This is a genomic window from Actinosynnema sp. NPDC053489 (assembly GCF_044544865.1).
Lineage (GTDB): Bacteria > Actinomycetota > Actinomycetes > Mycobacteriales > Pseudonocardiaceae > Actinosynnema.
Map to the genome: position 1 here is coordinate 13,712 of NZ_JBITXT010000021.1, position 17,189 is coordinate 30,900.

At 73.8% G+C, this 17,189-nt stretch carries 17 protein-coding genes; 13 read left to right on the plus strand and 4 right to left on the minus strand.

Going from position 1 to position 17,189, the window contains the following annotated elements; genetic code table 11:
- The first annotated feature begins 300 nt into the window (after positions 1–300).
- Complete coding sequence (locus ACIGNX_RS32575; protein WP_396545011.1) at positions 301–828, plus strand: flavoprotein; 528 nt, start codon at positions 301–303, stop codon at positions 826–828.
- A 108-nt stretch (positions 829–936) separates the two neighbouring features.
- Positions 937–3,327 carry a LuxR C-terminal-related transcriptional regulator gene (locus tag ACIGNX_RS32580; protein ID WP_396545012.1) on the plus strand — a complete coding sequence of 797 codons (2,391 nt, stop codon included), beginning with the start codon at positions 937–939 and terminating at the stop codon, positions 3,325–3,327.
- A gap of 130 nt (positions 3,328–3,457) precedes the next feature.
- On the opposite strand, the gene ACIGNX_RS32585 is transcribed toward ACIGNX_RS32580, so the two are convergent.
- The gene (locus ACIGNX_RS32585; protein WP_396545014.1) at positions 3,458–4,102 is read right to left on the minus strand and encodes an SDR family NAD(P)-dependent oxidoreductase; all 645 of its coding nucleotides are present in this window, start codon (positions 4,100–4,102) and stop codon (positions 3,458–3,460) included.
- Positions 4,103–4,280: 178 nt separating this feature from the next.
- Here ACIGNX_RS32585 and rpe point away from each other — a divergent pair, with 178 nt between their 5' ends.
- The 7 genes from rpe to ACIGNX_RS32620 all read left to right on the plus strand — a co-directional run bounded on the left by rpe (position 4,281) and on the right by ACIGNX_RS32620 (position 10,349).
- On the plus strand, positions 4,281–4,931 hold the full coding sequence (gene rpe, locus ACIGNX_RS32590; RefSeq protein WP_396545132.1) for a ribulose-phosphate 3-epimerase: 651 nt from the start codon (positions 4,281–4,283) through the stop codon (positions 4,929–4,931).
- Between the two features lie 14 nt (positions 4,932–4,945).
- Complete coding sequence (gene ribD, locus ACIGNX_RS32595) at positions 4,946–5,941, plus strand: bifunctional diaminohydroxyphosphoribosylaminopyrimidine deaminase/5-amino-6-(5-phosphoribosylamino)uracil reductase RibD (protein ID WP_396545134.1); 996 nt, start codon at positions 4,946–4,948, stop codon at positions 5,939–5,941.
- Between the two features lie 9 nt (positions 5,942–5,950).
- Positions 5,951–6,562, plus strand: a complete 612-nt coding sequence (locus tag ACIGNX_RS32600; RefSeq protein WP_396545016.1) for a riboflavin synthase — start codon at positions 5,951–5,953, stop codon at positions 6,560–6,562.
- The gene (locus ACIGNX_RS32605; RefSeq protein WP_396545018.1) at positions 6,559–7,833 is read left to right on the plus strand and encodes a bifunctional 3,4-dihydroxy-2-butanone-4-phosphate synthase/GTP cyclohydrolase II; all 1,275 of its coding nucleotides are present in this window, start codon (positions 6,559–6,561) and stop codon (positions 7,831–7,833) included. Before ACIGNX_RS32600 ends, ACIGNX_RS32605 begins: the two co-directional genes overlap by 4 nt.
- The gene (ribH, locus tag ACIGNX_RS32610) at positions 7,830–8,309 is read left to right on the plus strand and encodes a 6,7-dimethyl-8-ribityllumazine synthase (RefSeq protein WP_396545020.1); all 480 of its coding nucleotides are present in this window, start codon (positions 7,830–7,832) and stop codon (positions 8,307–8,309) included. The genes ACIGNX_RS32605 and ribH overlap by 4 nt, the downstream gene beginning before the upstream one ends.
- Positions 8,310–8,317: 8 nt before the next feature.
- Positions 8,318–8,755 carry a PH domain-containing protein gene (locus ACIGNX_RS32615; RefSeq protein WP_396545021.1) on the plus strand — a complete coding sequence of 146 codons (438 nt, stop codon included), beginning with the start codon at positions 8,318–8,320 and terminating at the stop codon, positions 8,753–8,755.
- A gap of 256 nt (positions 8,756–9,011) precedes the next feature.
- Positions 9,012–10,349 carry a M28 family peptidase gene (locus tag ACIGNX_RS32620; protein ID WP_396545023.1) on the plus strand — a complete coding sequence of 446 codons (1,338 nt, stop codon included), beginning with the start codon at positions 9,012–9,014 and terminating at the stop codon, positions 10,347–10,349.
- On the opposite strand, the gene ACIGNX_RS32625 is transcribed toward ACIGNX_RS32620, so the two are convergent.
- Genes ACIGNX_RS32625 through ACIGNX_RS32635 form a run of 3 tightly spaced genes read right to left on the minus strand, consistent with a single transcriptional unit; the run spans position 10,350 to position 13,218 of the window.
- Complete coding sequence (locus ACIGNX_RS32625) at positions 10,350–11,303, minus strand: helix-turn-helix transcriptional regulator (RefSeq protein ID WP_396545025.1); 954 nt, start codon at positions 11,301–11,303, stop codon at positions 10,350–10,352. It abuts the gene before it with no gap.
- Positions 11,304–11,347: 44 nt separating this feature from the next.
- Positions 11,348–11,830: a hypothetical protein gene (locus ACIGNX_RS32630; protein WP_396545027.1), complete on the minus strand. Its 483-nt coding sequence runs from the start codon at positions 11,828–11,830 to the stop codon at positions 11,348–11,350.
- Between the two features lie 2 nt (positions 11,831–11,832).
- Entirely contained in the window at positions 11,833–13,218 is a 1,386-nt protein-coding gene (locus ACIGNX_RS32635; protein ID WP_396545029.1) for a helix-turn-helix domain-containing protein, read from the minus strand.
- A 444-nt stretch (positions 13,219–13,662) separates the two neighbouring features.
- Between ACIGNX_RS32635 and ACIGNX_RS32640 the strand changes: the two genes are divergently transcribed.
- The 4 genes from ACIGNX_RS32640 (at position 13,663) to uvrC (ending at position 17,185) form a co-directional block, all read left to right on the plus strand.
- A complete protein-coding gene (locus tag ACIGNX_RS32640) occupies positions 13,663–14,154 on the plus strand; it encodes a hypothetical protein (protein ID WP_396545031.1) in 492 nt (163 codons plus the stop codon).
- 14 nt (positions 14,155–14,168) lie between these two features.
- Positions 14,169–14,561: a Rieske (2Fe-2S) protein gene (locus ACIGNX_RS32645; protein ID WP_396545033.1), complete on the plus strand. Its 393-nt coding sequence runs from the start codon at positions 14,169–14,171 to the stop codon at positions 14,559–14,561.
- A gap of 114 nt (positions 14,562–14,675) precedes the next feature.
- Positions 14,676–15,128, plus strand: a complete 453-nt coding sequence (locus ACIGNX_RS32650) for a Rieske (2Fe-2S) protein (RefSeq protein WP_396545135.1) — start codon at positions 14,676–14,678, stop codon at positions 15,126–15,128.
- Positions 15,129–15,217: 89 nt separating this feature from the next.
- Positions 15,218–17,185 (plus strand): excinuclease ABC subunit UvrC, encoded by a 1,968-nt coding sequence (gene uvrC / locus ACIGNX_RS32655; RefSeq protein WP_396545035.1) that lies wholly within the window; start codon positions 15,218–15,220, stop codon positions 17,183–17,185.
- Positions 17,186–17,189 lie beyond the last annotated feature (4 nt).

Consider the following 17,189-nt stretch of genomic DNA (forward strand, 5'->3'; position numbering starts at 1 on the left):
CGAGCGGTCAGGTGCCGCGATTGGGTTGAGGGTTGATCAGTCGGCTTGATTCGGTCGACTTGACCGGTCAGGTTGAGTGCATGACTCGACCGGTTGAATGCGCTACTGAGCCGGTCGGCTGTACCGGGGCGGTTAGAGCGGTCAGGACAGCCAGTGCGGTCAAGGCGGCTGAGGCGGTCAAGGCGGCTGGGACGGTCAAGGCGGCTGGGACAGTCAAGGTGATTGGTCAGGTTTACTGGTTCGTCGGTGCCATCTGGTCAACCTGATCGGTCAGGTTGACCGGTTGTGGAGGAGGTTGCGGTGGCGGTGCTCGGGGTTGTCGCGGCGGCGGCCGGTGGGGTGGAGCGGTGGTTCGCCGAGGCGTTGGCCCGGCCCCTCGCGGAGCGGGGGTGGCGGCTCGCGATCACGTTCACGCCCACCGCGGCGCGCTGGATGGAACCGCACGTCCCCACCCTGGCCGCGTTGACCGACCTGCCCGTCCGCTGGACGTCCCGGCTGCCCGCCGAACCCAAGCCGCACCCCGTGCCGGACGCCTTCGTCTTCGCGCCCGCCACCGCGAACTCCCTGGCCAAGCTCGCCCTGGGCCTCGCCGACAACCAGGCCCTCACCGTGCTCTGCGAAGCGCTCGGCCGCCGCACGCCGATGGTCGTGCTCCCCCAGGTCTCCGACGACCAGGCCGCCCACCCGGCGTTCGACGGCCACTTGGCGGTGTTGCGTTCCGCCGGTGTGGTGCTCGCGCCCGATCCCGACTCGGTGATCCGGGAACTGGATCGGGTGGCACCACTCGTCGCGTCAGGTGAAAATCGCGGTAACGGCGCAAGTGGCTGAATTGACAGTCAGTCGAGACCCGTAGCAGTCTTGATTGTGTCGAAATTGTACGGCCGGGATCGTGAATGGGCTTCGGTTCTCCGCTTCCTGTCCGCGCCCGTCGGCCTGTTGGCCATCGACGGCCCGCCGTGCTCCGGAAAGTCCTCCTTCCTGCGCGAGGCCGTCACCGTCGCCCGCGACCGCGGCCGTGCCGTCGTGCTCGTCACGGGCGCGGAACTGGCCTCCTCGACCGACGTGGCGCAGGCGCTCGACCGGGTGGATCACGAACGGGTGTTGATCGCGGTCGACCAGGCGCACGAGGACCCGGCCGCCCTCTTGGAGCTGACGGCGCGGTCGGTGTCGGTGCTGGCGGCCTGGTGCGGGGGACTGGTCGGGTCCGACGTCCGGGCCGCGGTCCGCGAGCGCGGCGAGGTGGTCGCGCTCGGACCCCTCGATGACGAAGCGGTCGAGCGGATGCTCGCCGACCTGGTGGACGCGGTGCCGCACCCCGACCTGACCCGCCTCACGACCGGCGCTGGCGGCAACCCGCGGCTGGTCGCCGAACTGGTGGCCGGGCTGAGGGAGGAGGGCCGGCTCGACGTGACCGACGGCGTCGCCCGGCCGCGCGGCGGGTGGCTGCCGCACCGGGTCGGTGCCGCGGCGCGCCGGCAGGTCGACGCGAGGTCGCCGAGGGCCGCCCAGGTGCTGCGGGTCGCCGCGGTGCTCGGCCGGTCGTTCCTGCTGCGCGACGTCGCCGCGATGATGGACGAGACGACCGGTGCGCTGCTGCCCGCCGTGGACGAGGTGCTGGCCTCCGGGCTGGTGTCCTGCGTGGACGAGCGGCTGGAGTTCGGGTCGCAGCTGGTGTGGCGGGCGGTGGTGGACTCGATGCCCGCGTCCGTCCGGCACGCCCTGCGGCACGACGCGGAGCTGCTCCGCGCGAGGTCCGCGCAGCCCCGCCGGGTCGAGGAGAGGTGGGACGAGGACCACGCGCGGCAGGGCGCGGCGGCGGTGGGCGAGGTGCGGTCGGTGGCCGGCAGCGGCAGGTTGGGTGCCGCGATCTCGCTGGCCCGGGAGGGCCTGGCGGGCGGTGTGCCGGCGGCCGCGGCGGCCGAGCTGCACGCGGTGCTGGCCGGGATCCTGCTGGCCGACGGCCGGCCCGCCGACGCGGCGTCGGAGATGGAGCACGTGCTGAGCACGCCGGGCGTCCCCGCGCCGTTGCGCAGGCTGGCCGAGGCCGGTCGGCTGTTATCGCTGTACTTCGCCACGGGCAGCCGGGCGGGCGCGCACGCGATGTCGGTGCTGACCACCCGCGACCGCGAGCCGGCGGACGCCGACGTGGTGATGGCCGCGACCGTCCACTCGTGCCTGGAGTGGAACGCGGGCCGGCTCGCCGAGGGCGTGTACTGGGGTCGCCAGTCGACCCGCTGGGAGCTCGACCGGCCGACGGCCTGGTGGCAGTCGCAGTCGGCGGTGGCGTTCGCCTTGAAGCTGTCGGCGCTGGGCCGGTTCGAGGAGGCCGAACGGCTGGTGCGCGACGGCGTGCCGTGCGACGACGAGGCCGTCACGGCCGGCGCGCCCGCGGCCCGGACGATCGCGCGCGCCAGGGTGCTGGTGCAGGCGGGGAAGACGGCGCAGGCGGTGGCGGCCGCCCGACGCGGCCTGTCGACGGCGTGCGACCGCGGTCTGCGCATCCTGGTGCCGCTCGCGTCCACGGTGCTGGCCACGGTCGCGCTGCACCGGGGCGAGGTCGCGGCGGCGGCCGAGCACGTGCGCCGGTACCGGGCCGACCTGGCGGCGGGTGAGGCGGTGCTGCACTCGGGCCAGTACGACTGGGTGGAGCTGCTGCTCGCGCACGCCCGCGGCGGGCCGGAGCGGGCGGTCGAGCTGGCGCGCGAGCGGCTGGCGGACCCGTCGGGCGCGCGGCGGATGCTGATCGAGGAGCCGGGAGCCGCGCCGTGGCTGGTGCGGCAGGCGTTGGCGGCGGGGGACGAGGGCCTGGCCGGTGACGTGGTCGGCGCGGCGGAGGGGCTGGCCTCGGCGAACCCCGGGTTCGACGTGGTCGCGGTGGCCGCCGGGCACGCGCGGGCGTTGCTCGACCGGGACGCCGAGGGGTTGCTGGTCGCGGCCGGCCGGCACCGGCACCCGTGGGCGCAGGCCAACGCCAACGAGGACCTGGCGGCGGTGCTGGTCGAGGCCGGTGAGGAGGGGCGGGCGGCGGACCACGCGGCCGCGGCGTCGCGGATCTTCGAGCGGATCGGTGCCGACGGCGAGGTGGTCCGGCTGCGCGGTGGCGGGGACGGCGAGGAGTGGGGCGCGTTGTCGGGGGCGGAGCGGGACGTCGCCCGGCTGGTGGGGGCGGGGTTGACGAACCGGCAGGTGGCGAAGCAGCTCTTCCTGTCGCCGCACACGGTGAACTACCACCTGCGCGGGATCTTCCGGAAGCTCGGGATCAGTTCGCGGGTGGAGTTGGCGAGGGTGGCGCACGAGCAGGAGAGCGCGGAGGCGTCGTCGGGGTGAGGCGGGGGTGGTCTGGGGTCCGGGATCGGGTTCGGCTCGATTCGACCCGGACGCTTACCGGCCCCGGGCTGGAGGAAGCCGCGTCGAATCGAGCCTTGCCGTTTGGTGGGATGAGCGGGTGGTCGGGTGATTAAGCGCCCAGGGCGTCGGTCATCGGATCGGTGGTGGTGTCGGCGAGGAGGAATTTGACTTCGTCGGCGACGCGGCGGACGTCCGTGGGGGCGACCACGGTGCAGTGGACCCCGTGTGGCGCGACTTCCAGCGCCAGGCACTCGGTGTAGGCGATTGCCGCCGCCCGCGACGCGGCGTAGGCGACGATGCCCGACCTCGGGACGGCGACCGCGTGGGCCGGGACCATGATGATGGTGCCCCTCGCCCGGTCGACCATCCTCCTGGCCACGGCCCGGGAGACGTTGAACACGCCGTTCACGTTGACGGCGAAGCTGTGCGACCAGTCCTTATCGCTGATCGAGAGGGCCGGGCCGGGGCGCAGCGCGCCCGCCGTGGCGACCAGGGCGTCGATCGGGCCGAACTCCCGTTCCACCTGGTCGACGAGGGCGTCCACGGCGGCGCTCGAGGTGACGTCCATCTGCCTGCCGGCGATCCGCAGGCCCTGCGCGTGGAGGCTCTCGACCAGGTCGGCGAGCCTCGCGCCGTCGCTGTCGACGGCCGCGACGAGCACGCCCTGCCGGGCGAGCGACTCCACGACCTCCGCGCCCAGCGGTGAGCACGCCCCGGTGATCAGTGCGATCTTGTGACGGAATTCGGCATTCATCCCCAGTGCTCCCCAGTTGCAGCCCCCCGGTGTGAACGTAATGGCCGGCGCACCGGCTGGGGAACTACCCGCGTGAGTAGTCGGAAAGCGCGGTTTGGGTCAAGGGGTGAAATACGCCTCCCGGGCAGGTCCGGGCAATCGCGGAAGCCTAGACTCGGCAGCCGTGGTCCACCAGCCGATGATCGCCCCGAGCATCCTGTCCGCCGATTTCGCCCGACTCGCCGACGAGGCCGCCGCCGTGGCGTCGGCCGACTGGTTGCACGTGGACGTCATGGACGCGCACTTCGTGCCCAACCTGACGATCGGGCTGCCCGTGGTGAAGTCGCTGCGCGAGGCGACCGACCTGCCGCTGGACTGCCACCTGATGATCGAGGACCCGGACCGCTGGGCCGTCGGGTACGCGGAGGCCGGCGCGTACAACGTGACGGTGCACGTCGAGGCGGCGCGCGATCCGATCGGGCTGGCGAAGGACCTGCGCGCGGCGGGGGCGAAGGCCGGGTTGTCGCTGAAGCCCGGCACGGCGCTGGAGCCGTACGTGGACGTGCTCAAGCACTACGACACGCTGCTGGTCATGTCGGTGGAGCCGGGGTTCGGCGGGCAGTCGTTCATGGTCGGGGTGCTGGACAAGGTCCGGGAGGCCCGGCGGCTGGTCGACACCGGGCACCTCACGTTGGTGGTCGAGATCGACGGCGGCATCAACGAGGACACCATCGAGCAGGCGGCCGAGGCCGGGGTGGACTGCTTCGTGGCCGGTTCGGCGGTGTACGACGCGGCCGATCCCGGGGCGGCGCTGGAGCGGCTGCGCGAGCAGGCGGCGCGCGCCCGGTGAACGTGGACGAGGCGATGGCGCTGGCCGTCGCGGCGAGTGAGCGGGTGCGCGGCACGACCAGCCCCAACCCGCCGGTGGGGTGCGTGGTCCTGGACGCGGGCGGCGAGGTGGTGGGCACGGGTGCCACCCGGCCGCCCGGTGGGCCGCACGCCGAGGTGGTGGCGCTGGCGCAGGCGGGGGAGCGGGCGCGCGGCGGCACGGCCGTCGTGACGTTGGAGCCCTGCTCGCACCACGGGCGCACGCCGCCGTGCACGGGGGCACTGGTCGGGGCCGGGGTGGCGCGGGTGGTGTTCGCGGTGGCGGACCCGAACCCGCAGGCCGCCGGTGGTGCCGGGGTGCTGCGGGAGGCCGGGGTCCTGGTCGGGGCCGGGGTGCTGGGCGAGGCCGTCGAACGGGGGCCGTTGCGGGCCTGGCTGCACTACGCGCGCACCGGGCGGCCGCACGTGACGTGGAAGTACGCCGCGAGCCTCGACGGTCGGGTGGCGGCCGGTGACGGCACGAGCCGGTGGATCAGCTCGGAGGAGTCGCGGGCCGAGGTGCACGAGTTCCGCGCGAGGGTCGACGCGATCGTGGTCGGAACGGGGACCGTCCGCAGCGATGACCCGAGATTGACCGCGCGGAGGGCGCGGCCGGGGCAGGATGGGGGCAGGCAGCCGCTGCGGGTCGTCGTCGGGACCGGCGACCTGCCACCGGGCGCCCGTGTCCTGGACGACGAGGCGGAGACGATGCACCTGCGGACGCACGACCCGGACGTCGTGCTCGGCGCGCTGGCCGCGCGGGGCGTGGTGGACGTGCTGCTGGAGGGCGGCCCCACGCTGGCGGGCGCCTTCACGGCCGCCGGTCGCGTGGACCGGGTGCTCGCCTACCTCGCCCCGAAGTTCCTGGGCGACGGTCCGCAGGCGTTGCGGGGGGCGGGGGTGTCCACCGTCACCGAGGCTGTGGGATTGGTCGTGGAGCAGGTCAGTATGTGCGGGCCGGACGTGCGGGTCTCCGCAGTCCCCGCGCGTTGAGGAGGAACGGTGTTCACCGGGATCGTCGAGGAGTTGGGTGAGGTCGTCGCGGTCGTCGACCTGCCGGACGCGGCCCGCGTCACCATCGCGGGACCTGTGGTGACCGGCGACGCGAAGCACGGCGATTCGATCGCGGTCAACGGCGTGTGCCTCACCGTGGTCGACGTCGCCGACGGCGCGTTCACCGCGGACGTGATGCGCGAGACGTTGACCCGCAGCAGCCTGGCCAAGGTCGCCGAGGGCGACCGGGTCAACCTGGAGCGCGCCGCAGCCGTCGGCCAGCGCCTGGGCGGCCACATCGTGCAGGGCCACGTCGACGGCACCGGGGTGGTGCTGGCGCGGGAGAGGGCCGAGCACTGGGAGGTCGTCCACATCGGACTGCCGCCGGGGCTGGCGCGGTACGTGGTGGAGAAGGGCTCGATCACCGTGGACGGCGTGTCGCTGACCGTGGTGTCGGTGACCGAGGACCGGTTCGCGGTGAGCCTGATCCCGACCACGCTGGAGCTGACCACCCTCGGCCGCCGCGCGCCGGGCGACCACGTCAACCTGGAGGTGGACGTGCTCGCGAAGTACGTCGAGCGGCTCGCGCTGCCCCACCTGCGCGCCGAGGAGGTCCGGTGAGCCGGTTCGCCGACATCGAGCGGGCCGTTGCGGACGTCGCGGCGGGCCGGCCGGTCATCGTCGTGGACGACGAGGACCGCGAGAACGAGGGTGACCTGATCTTCGCGGCGGAGAAGGCCACGCCGGAGCTGCTGGCGTTCATGGTCCGCTACACGTCCGGGTACGTGTGCGTGTCGCTGACCGAGGCCGACTGCGACCGGCTCGACCTGCCGCCGATGTACCACACGAACCAGGACCAGCGCGGCACCGCGTACACCGTGACCGTGGACGCCCGCGAAGGCGTGTCGACGGGCATCTCGGCGGCCGACCGGGCGCGGACGATCCGGCTGCTGGCCGACCCGGACGCGGGCCCGAAGGACTTCAACCGGCCCGGTCACGTGGTGCCGCTGCGGGCGCGTGACGGCGGCGTGCTGCGCCGTGCCGGGCACACCGAGGCCGCCGTCGACCTGGCCCGGTTGGCCGGGTTGGCCCCCGTGGGCGTGCTCTGCGAGATCGTGTCGCAGAAGGACGAGGGCGACATGGCCCGCCGCGACGAGCTGGAGGTGTTCGCCTCCGACCACGACCTGGCGCTGATCACGATCGCCGACCTGATCGCCTACCGGCGCCGGGTGGAGACGCAGGTGGAGCGGGTCGCCGAGGCGCGCATCCCGACCGCGCACGGCACGTTCACCGCGGTCGGCTACGACAGCAGGCTCGACGGAATCGAGCACATCGCGATGGTCTACGGCGACCTGGGCGACGGCGAGGACGTGCTGGTCCGGGTGCACTCGGAGTGCCTGACCGGCGACGTGTTCGGCTCGCTGCGCTGCGACTGCGGCCCGCAGCTGGACGCGGCGCTGGAGGCGGTGGCCGCGCAGGGGCGCGGTGTCGTGCTCTACATGCGCGGGCACGAGGGCCGGGGCATCGGCCTGATGCACAAGCTGCAGGCCTACCAGTTGCAGGACCGGGGCGCGGACACGGTGGACGCGAACCTCGGGCTGGGGCTGCCCGCCGACGCGCGCGACTACGGCACCGGCGCGCAGATCCTGGCGTCGCTGGGCGTCAAGTCGATGCGGCTGCTGACCAACAACCCGGCCAAGCGGGTCGGCCTGGAGGGCTACGGCCTCACCGTGCTGGACCGCGTGCCGCTGCCGATCTCGCCCAACCCGGAGAACCTGCGGTACCTGCGGACCAAGCGGGACCGGATGGGGCACGAGCTGCACCAGCTCGAGCAGTACGAGGCGCTGGCGCAGGGCGGCGCGGTGGTGTCGACCACGGAGGGAGCGGAATGAGCGGCGAAGGCCGACCGGAGGACGTCGTCCCCGACGCGGCGGGTCTGTCGCTGGGCGTCGTGGCCACCCGCTGGCACGCGCGGATCACCGACAACCTGGTCGAGCGGGCGTTGGCGGCGGCGGAGGAGGCCGGGGTGGCCTCGCCGACGGTCGTGCGGGTCGCGGGCGCGGTGGAGCTGCCCGTGGTGGCGCAGGAGCTGGCCCGCGCGCACGACGCCGTCGTGGCGCTGGGCGTGGTGATCCGGGGCGGCACGCCGCACTTCGAGTACGTGTGCGACGCCGTGACGGCCGGTCTGACCAGGGTCGCGCTGGACACGTCCACGCCGATCGGCAACGGCGTGCTGACCACCAACGACGAGGACCAGGCGCTGGCCCGCGCCGGGTTCCCGGACTCGGTGGAGGACAAGGGTTTCGAGGCGTGCGTGGCGGCGCTGGACACGGCGCTCGTGCTGCGCGGGCTGCGGGCGGGCTCGTGAGGACCGCCGTGACCGCCGACGTCGTCGAGTTCCGCCCCAAGAGGATCCGCGTGGTGGCCTGGGCCGGCGCGGTGTTCCTCGTCGCCGTGTTCACCGTGGTCGGGGTGCTGCTGGGGAACACGCCGACCGGTGTGATCTTCCGGGTGTCCGACCAGGTGGCGATGGTGTGCCTGGGAGTGCTGCTGGCGTGCGGGATGCTGCTGCTGGCCAGGCCGCGCGTGCGCGCCGACGCCGAGGGCGTCGAGGTGCGCAACGTGGTGACCGCGCACCGGTTCGCCTGGTCGGAGGTGCTGCACGTGTCGTTCCCGGACGGCGCGTCGTGGGCGCGCCTGGAGCTGCCGGACGACGAGTACGTGTCGATCATGGCGATTCAGGCGGTCGACCGCGACCACGCCGTCGCCGCCGTCCGCGCCCTGCGCGACCTGCACCGATCGGCCACCGCCTGACCAACCCCCCGCGTGAGTCGTCCCCTCAGGTCTCGTGAGTCCTACCTTCACGTCTCGTGAGTCCTACCTTCACGTCTCGTGAGTCCTGCGTTCGCGTCTCGTGAGTCCTGCGTTCGCGACCCCCGAGTTCAACGCTCGCGCACCCCGCTGATCGTCGTGGTGCCGTTGGCGCACGGTATGTCCGCCAACGGCACCCTTGTCGGGATTCGGTCCCCTGCCTAGGTTCGGGTGATCTACGAGCCTCGGGGGTCCGCACATGCGCAGACGTTCCTTCCTCACCGGTGCCGCGGCCGTGGCCGGCGCCGTGACGCTCGGCCTGAACCCGGCGGCACGGGCCCAGCGGCCCGGCGCGTCCGACCTGCCCGACCTGGCCCTGGGCGACCACCCCGTGGTGGGACGGGTGCGGGCGCGCAAGGCGGTGGAGCACCTGCGGGTGCTCAGCGAGCGGATCGGCCAGCGCGTCGGCGGCACGGAGTCCGAGCACCGCGCCCGCGACTACCTCGCCTCCGTGCTGCGGGACCTGCGCTACCAGGTGACGCTGCAGCCGTTCGCGGTGCCGGACAAGTACCTGTCCACGCTCACCGTCGGCGGCGACACCTGGAACGCGGCCGCGTCCCGCTTCGGCGCGCTCGGCGTCACGGCCACCGGCCCCGTGGTGGACCTGGACACCGGCGCGTCGCTGCCCGCCGACCTGACCGGCAAGGTCGCGCTGCTGGTGAACGTGCCCACCGGGTCGACCGCGGTGCTGGACGCCGCACGGCTGGGCGCGGTGGCGGTGCTGGTCGGCCGCGTCTCGACCCCGCCCGCGGGCAAGACCGGCACGTTCTCCCCGACGCTGCCGGCGGACGTCGCCGTGCCGGTGCTGGGCCTGGCCCAGGTGCACGTGGAGCGGCTGCGGGCGGCCGGACCCGTCACGGTGACCGCGTCCACCACCCACCACACGGGCCTGACCTCGTACAACGTGATCGCCGAACGCCCCGCCACGTTCCCCTCGCGGGACGCCGGCGTGGTCATGGTCACCGCGCACTACGACAGCGTGCCCGGCTCGCCCGGCGCGAACGACGACGGCAGCGGCACGGTCCTGGCCCTCGAACTGGCCCGGGTCCTGCGCCACCTGCCGACGCACCACGCGCTGCGGTTCGCGCTGTGGGGCTCGGAGGAGCAGGGCCTGCTCGGCTCCCGCCACTACGTGAACCAGCTGACCGACGCCGACGCGGCCCGCATCAGGGGCGTCTTCCAGAACGACATGGTCGCCACGAGCCACGGCCCGGCCACCGCGTACTGGCTGCTGTCGGTGGACGGCGGCGACAACGCCACCACCGCCGAGGTCGCCGCCGCCGCGACCCGCCTCGGCTACGGCGCGCGGGTGCACGGCCCGGTGCCGCGCGGCAGCAGCGACCACGTGCCGTTCCACGAGCGGAAGATCGCCGCGGCGAACTTCAGCTGGCGCGGCGAGGGCGGCCCGCACGAGCTGGAGCCGCTCTACCACACCCCCGAGGACACGATCGCGCAGAACGTGAGCACCGACCGGCTCCAGATCTCGCTGGAGCTGATCGGCGCGGCCGCCTACCGCCTGGCCCGCACCCGCGGCTGATCAGGGACCGGCGGCCCGCAGCAGGCGCTCGGCGGTGGCCCGGAGGTGGCGTCGCAGCTCCTCCGGGCCCTCCACCTCGAAGTCGACGCCGATCATCGCGATCCACGGCCCGACCTCCTCCAGCGACGACGTGCCGACCGTCAGCCGGGTGCGCTCGTCGTCGACGCGCTCCAGGTGCACCGAGGTGTGGGAGGTGCGGGCGGCGACCACGTCGTACGGCGCGTGCATGATCAGCCGCGCCTCGTGCTGGTAGGGCGCCACGGACAGCTGCCGCGACACGTACGACGCCAGGTCGTCGGCCGGCGGTTCGCGCGGGGTGAAGCGCGCGCCGAGGGTCGGTTCCGCCTCGATCCGGTCGACCCGGAACGTGCGCCAGTCGGCCTTGTCCACGTCCCACGCCACCAGGTACCACCGCCGCCCGGTGTGGGCCAGGCCGAGCGGTTCGACGTGGCGGCGCGTGCCGCCGTCCCGGCCCGCGTACCCGAACCGCAGCCGCTGGTGGTCGCGGCACGCGCCGGCGATCGCGGTCAGCGTGCCCGCGTCCACCCGGGTGCCGCGGGTGGGCAGGGCGACGGTGTGGGCCTGCAACGCGTTCACCCGCCGCCGCAGCCGCGACGGCAGCACCTGCTCCAGCTTGGCCAGGGCCCGCACGGACGTCTCCTCGATGCCCGCCACGGTGCCGTTGGCCGCCGTGCGCAGCCCCACGGCCACGGCCACGGCCTCGTCGTCGTCCAGCAGCAGCGGCGGCAGCTCCGCGCCCGCGCCCAGCCGGTAGCCGCCCGACACGCCCGGCGCGGCGTTGACCGGGTAGCCGAGGGTGCGCAGCTTGTCGACGTCGCGCCGCACGGTGCGGACGTCCACGCCGAGCCGGCGCGCGAGGTCCGCGCCGGTCCAGTCGCGCCGCACCTGCAGCAGCGACAGCAGCTTGAGCAGGCGGGCCGAGGTCTCCAGCATGGCCGCAGTCTGCCGGCCATCGCGGACGACCCCCGTCCTCGTCGTCAGGCCCGGCGGGCCCCCTCCGGCCACACCACGACCACCGGCACGCCCGACGCGCGTGCCGTCTCCACGACGTCGGCCGTGCCGCCGCGCCCGTCGGGCGGCTGCCCGTCCCACACCGCGACGAGCAGCTCCACCGACGCGAGCATCCGCTCGTTGGCCATCACGTAGGCGTGCCGCCCGGACAGCTCGTTGGGCAGCACGCTCACCACGTGCGCCCGCGCCAGCAGCTCGTCGTAGGCGGCCCGCTTCTCCGGCTTCAGCCGGTCCCGGTAGTCCATCGCGGGCAGCACGACCTCGACCCGGCCGCCCAGCTCCAGCACCACCCGCGCGAACAGCTGGTCCGCGCCCGGCGCCAGGCAGGTCACCCCCACCAGGGATGACCCGCCCGCCGCCTCGGCCTCCAACGCCGCGCGGATCGCCTCGCGCACGGCGTTGACGCAGTCGGGCGCCAGCTTGCTGTGCCCGGTGACTCCCACCCGCATCGCTAGGCCGTCCGCACCCCGCGGATCGCCTCACGGGTGTCGCGCACGACCGCCAGGTCGCGGTGCCGCTCGGCCTCCTTGGCGAAGTCCTGCAGCTTGCGCACCACCCGCCCGGACGCCAGGCCCGCCGCCGTGGGCAGCACCTGCTGGATCAACCCGCACGCCTCCTCCGGCTCGCCCGCCACCATCTTCGTGCGCGCCAGCCCGATGACGTCGAACGCCCGGTTGCGCACCCGGGCCGGGTCGCGCAGGTCCAGCGCCCGCCGGATGTGCGCCTCGGCCAGCGGCGCCTGCTTCGGGTCGTGCCCGGCCAGGTCCCGCATCCGCGCGCCGATGACGCCCTCCAGCTCGGCCTCGTCGAACGAGTCCAGCCACCACGGGTCCGAGCCGGACCGCCGCTGGGCGAAGCTGTCCTGCGCCTGCCCGACCGCCCGGTGGAACTCCCGCACCCGACCCATCTGGGCGTAGGCCCACGCCTCGCGGGTCAGCAGCAGCGCCTGCAACGTCGGCGTGGCGTTGCGCCGGGTGCCGTACTGGGCGAGCTGGACCAGCTCCAACCCGTCCTCGGGCCGCCCGAGGTCGAACATCTGCCTGGCCATCGCCGCCAGGCACAGCGCGGCGAACGGGTCGTTGCGCCCCGCCTTCGCCATCCGCACGCCCAGCACGTAGTACCGCTGGGCGGCGTCGTGCATGCCCGCGTCCCACGACATGCTGGCCGCGACCTTGGACAGCTCGGCCCCGATGAAGAAGGCCCGTTCCGTGGTCGGGCCCGCCGGTGCGCGCGTCAACCGCTCGGCCAGTTCCTCCAACTGCCCGAGCACCGCCTTGCGCGCCAGCCCGTACCCGCCCCGGCCGCCCCACCCGCGCAGCCCGTCGGCCACGTGCTGCAGCGCCGCCAGCTCCTCCTCGCCGATCGCCGCGCTGGACGACCACTTGGACAGGGGCTGCAGGGGGTGCAGCCACCGCTGCAACGGTTCGACCAGTGCGGGACCCATCGCCACCGCGGCGGCTCCGGTGAGCGCCGCTCGTCTGCTGATCGCCAAGTCGTTCCTCGCCGTCTCCTCGACCGATCTGGCAATGCTCGACGCGTCCCACGCCGCGGCGAGCACATCGGGCGGGGCGCCGCGGTCGGCGTCCGCCTGGCTTGGGATTCCGACGCGGTCGAACCACAGCCGGTCGGCCGGCACGCCGAGCGCCCGCGCGAAGTGCCGCAGGCGGTCGATCCGGTCGATCGGGTTCTCACCGGTCTCGTACCGCGAGAGCTGCGCCTGGGAGATCCCCAGCCAGGACGCCATGCGGTCTTGGGTGATCCGGCTGACGTGCTGCGGGTGGTGCCGGTAGGCGGCGAGGAGGGCGCCCATGTTCCGGTCCGCGAACGCGGCAGCCATGGCCTGGTGGTCCCAGAAGTCCCCGGGGACCTCGGGTGGTCCGTAGAGCTCTGTCCGCGCGTTGCGGCGACAACGCTGGCAGAGCCGGTCGGTGTTGTCGGCGGCGATCAGCGCCCCGCACGTCGGGCATGCGCGCCTGGTACTGGCTGCTCTTCGAGCTTTCCGTTCCATGGCTCGCTCCCGTCACTGAGCGTGTCCAACAGAGTATAGGGGTGTGATCAGGAGTCCATGCATTTCGTGCATACGACGGGGTCGCGCCCCCCTCGGGGGCCGGGTCACCAGGGGTGGTGGATGCGCGGGATGCGCCCGCTGCATGGATCCCACCCGGCAACGGTGTGGTGGAACACCCCGTTCGGACGGAGGCTGCGTGGTGTGCCGGTGCCCGGACGACCCCGCGGTCCGCGCACGCCGCCCACTCCACCCGACCGGGGAGGGACTCCGCCGATGAGCATCAGCGCCGCCACCACCGCAGACCACGGTCCGCGTTACGGCCCACGCGACCGCGCGCACCAGCAGGCACTCGGCGAGGCGATCGCGGGGTACCGGCTGCTGGGCTGGAAGGTGTCCGTGACCGAGCAGGGCGTGTTCCTGCCGCTCGGTCCCGCCACCACCGCCCTGGCCATGCCCGCCCGCATCGGCTCCCGCGTGCTGGCCGACCTCAAGGCGCGGATGCTCGCGGGCCCCGTGACCGTCATCCCGGGTCCGCGCGAGCACTGGATCTTCCTCGCCGAGCTGGTCGCCCTGCTGCCCACGCACCTGAAGGCGCCTGCCGAGGTCCAGTTCGTCCGCTCGCCGCAGCGCATCGCGCTGCCGCCCACGATGACCCGCTACGGGTCGTTGAGGTGGGCGAACCCGCCGTCGCACTCGCGGCACTGGTTCCCGCCGTTCACGGCGGTGCTGGCGCTGGCCCGCACGGCGGTGGCCAAGGACCGGTAGGCGAGGATGGGCGGGTGGACCGACGGACACTGCTGTGCGGGCTGCTCGCCCTGACCGCCTGCGGCACGGGCGCGCCGCCGCGCCGACCCGGCGTCGGCTCGGCCCGCCCCGGTGACCGGGTGGCCGGGCTCGCCGACGTCCCGGTGGGGTCCGGCGCGCTGGTCGACGTCGGCGGTGACGGCCGGCTGTTGCTGGTCCGGCCCTCGGAGTCGGAGGTGCGGGCCTTCAACCCCGCGTGCCCGCACCAGGGCACGGCGGTGAACCCGCCCGCCGCCGGCGTGATCACCTGCCCCACCCACAGCAGCACGTTCGACCCGGTCACGGGCGCGGTGCTGTCCGGTCCCTCGCCGCGCGGGCTGGCCGAGGTGGCGGTGGTGGTGTCCGGGTCGGACGTGTTGCTTTCCTGAAGATCCCGTCCCAAGGGCTGGGGTGTTGAACCCCGCTTCACGTGGTGTCGTATTGCCTGTGTGGCCGAACGACCACCCACCACCACGAATAGCGGAGGACCTGCGTTGAGCACCGTGGAGAACACAGGGCTGTCCCGTCGCTCGATGCTGTGCGGCGTGCTGGTCGCGCTGGCGGTACCCGGCGGCCTGGCCGCGTGCGGCAGCCAGTCGGGCCCGAGCGGCTCCGGCACCACCGGCACCGCGCCCGCCGGCGGCACCACCCCGGCCGGCCCGCCGATCATCGCCGCGCTGGCCGACGTCCCCGACGGCGGCGGCCTCATCGCCGGCAACCCGGCCGACAGCAAGCCCCTCGTGATCGTCCGCACCGGCGAGACGGTCAAGGCATATGACGCCGGCTGCCCCCACCAGGGGACCGCCGTCTCGCCGCCGCAGAACGGCGTCATCACGTGCCCGAACCACGGCAGCACGTTCAACGCCGCCGACGGAGCCGTCACCAAGGGCCCCGCCACCAAGGGCCTGACCGAGGTGCCGGTGAAGGTCGAGGCCGGGCAGATCGTGCCCGCCTGACCCCCTCGCCCGGCCGGGCCGCCCCCCGGCCGGGGACCCGTCGGTCTCCCTTCGGCGGCGGTGTCGGTGGTCGCACGTACCCTTTCCGTGTGGCCGATCCGTCGACCTATCGCCCAGCGACAGGCACCATCCCCGAGGCTCCCGGCGTCTACAAGTTCCGCGACGCCGGCGGGCGCGTGGTCTACGTCGGCAAGGCCAAGAGCCTGCGCCAGCGGTTGAACTCGTACTTCGCCGACATCGCCGGCCTGCACCCGCGCACCCGGCAGATGGTGACCACCGCCGCGAGCGTCGAGTGGACCGTCGTGGGCACCGAGGTCGAGGCCCTCCAGCTGGAGTACAACTGGATCAAGGAGTTCGACCCGCGGTTCAACGTCCGCTACCGCGACGACAAGTCCTACCCGGTCCTCGCGGTGACGTTGAACGAGGAGTTCCCCCGGCTGTACGTCTACCGCGGCCCGCGCCGCAAGGGCGTGCGCTACTTCGGCCCCTACGCGCACGCCTGGGCGATCCGGGAGACGCTGGACCTGCTGCTGCGCGTGTTCCCGGCGCGCACCTGCTCGGCGGGGGTGTTCAAGCGGCACGGCCAGATCGGCCGCCCCTGCCTGCTCGGCTACATCGACAAGTGCTCCGCGCCGTGCGTCGGCCGGGTCAGCGCGGAGGAGCACCGCGACATCGTCGAGGACTTCTGCGACTTCCTCGCCGGCAGGACCGACTCGATGGTGCGCCGGCTGGAGCGCGAGATGACCGCCGCCGCCGAGTCGCTGGAGTTCGAGAGGGCCGCCCGCCTGCGCGACGACCAGGCCGCCCTCAAGCGGGCCCTGGAGAAGCAGGCCGTCGTCCTGGGCGACGGCACGGACGCCGACGTGGTCGCGTTCGCGCAGGACGACCTGGAGGTCTCGGTCCAGGTCTTCCACGTGCGCGGCGGCCGGGTCCGCGGCCAGCGCGGCTGGGTGGTCGACAAGGTGGACGAGACGGGCGTGCGGGGCCTGGTCGACCAGTTCGTCACCCAGTTCTACGGCGAGCAGGTCGAGTCCGCGCAGGTCAGCGGCGTGGAGTCGGCGCCGGTGCCGCGCGAGGTGCTGGTGCCCGAGCTGCCCGAGGACGCCGAGGCGGTCGAGAAGTGGCTCTCGGGGCTGCGCGGCGGCAAGGTCGCGCTGCGCGTGCCGCAGCGGGGCGACAAGCGGGCGCTGATGGAGACGGTGGAGCGCAACGCCAAGGAGGCGTTCCAGCAGCACAAGCTGCGCCGCGCGGGCGACCTGACGGCCCGGTCGGCGGCGTTGCAGGAGCTGCAGGAGGCCCTGGGCCTGGACACCGCGCCGCTGCGCATCGAGTGCACCGACATCAGCCACGTGCAGGGCACGGACGTGGTGGCGTCGCTGGTGGTGTTCGAGGACGGCCTGGCCCGCAAGTCCGAGTACCGCCGGTTCGCCGTGCGCGAGGGCGCCGAGCAGGGCGACGTGGGCTCGATCGCCGAGGTGGTGCGCCGCCGGTTCCAGGCGTACCTGCGCGACAACAAGGACGGTGGCGGCCCCAACCCGGGCATCGACCCGGAGACGGGCAAGCCGCGCAAGTTCGCCTACGCGCCGAACCTGCTGGTCGTGGACGGCGGCGCGGCGCAGGCGCAGGTAGCCTCCGACGTCTTGGCGGAACTCGGCATCACCGACGTCGCGGTGGTCGGCCTGGCGAAGCGGCTGGAGGAGGTGTGGGTGCCCGGCGAACCGGACCCGGTGATCCTGCCCCGCACCAGCGAGGCCCTCTACCTGCTGCAACGGGTGCGCGACGAGGCGCACCGGTTCGCGATCACCTACCACCGGCAGAAGCGGTCCAAGCGGATGACGACCTCGGCGCTGGACGAGGTCCCGGGCCTGGGCCAGACGCGCAAGGCCGCGCTGCTCAAGCACTTCGGCTCGCTGAAGAAGCTGCGCGAGGCGAGCGTCGAGGAGATCAGCGGTGTGCCCGGAGTGGGCCGGCGCACCGCGGAGGCCGTGCACGCGACGTTGAGCACGGCCGGCACCGAAGGGTCGGCGCAGCCGACGATGAGACGGGAGTACCAGTGAGCGC

Excerpts from the sequence above, each read along its gene's own strand:
- ACIGNX_RS32585 (WP_396545014.1), bottom strand. The coding sequence starts at position 4,102 with ATGAATGCCGAATTCCGTCACAAGATCGCACTGATCACCGGGGCGTGC.
- rpe (WP_396545132.1), top strand. The coding sequence starts at position 4,281 with ATGATCGCCCCGAGCATCCTGTCCGCCGATTTCGCCCGACTCGCCGAC.
- ribD (WP_396545134.1), top strand. The coding sequence starts at position 4,946 with ATGGCGCTGGCCGTCGCGGCGAGTGAGCGGGTGCGCGGCACGACCAGC.
- ribH (WP_396545020.1), top strand. The coding sequence starts at position 7,830 with ATGAGCGGCGAAGGCCGACCGGAGGACGTCGTCCCCGACGCGGCGGGT.
- ACIGNX_RS32620 (WP_396545023.1), top strand. The coding sequence starts at position 9,012 with ATGCGCAGACGTTCCTTCCTCACCGGTGCCGCGGCCGTGGCCGGCGCC.
- ACIGNX_RS32625 (WP_396545025.1), bottom strand. The coding sequence starts at position 11,303 with ATGCTGGAGACCTCGGCCCGCCTGCTCAAGCTGCTGTCGCTGCTGCAG.
- ACIGNX_RS32630 (WP_396545027.1), bottom strand. The coding sequence starts at position 11,830 with ATGCGGGTGGGAGTCACCGGGCACAGCAAGCTGGCGCCCGACTGCGTC.
- ACIGNX_RS32635 (WP_396545029.1), bottom strand. The coding sequence starts at position 13,218 with ATGGCTGCCGCGTTCGCGGACCGGAACATGGGCGCCCTCCTCGCCGCC.
- ACIGNX_RS32640 (WP_396545031.1), top strand. The coding sequence starts at position 13,663 with ATGAGCATCAGCGCCGCCACCACCGCAGACCACGGTCCGCGTTACGGC.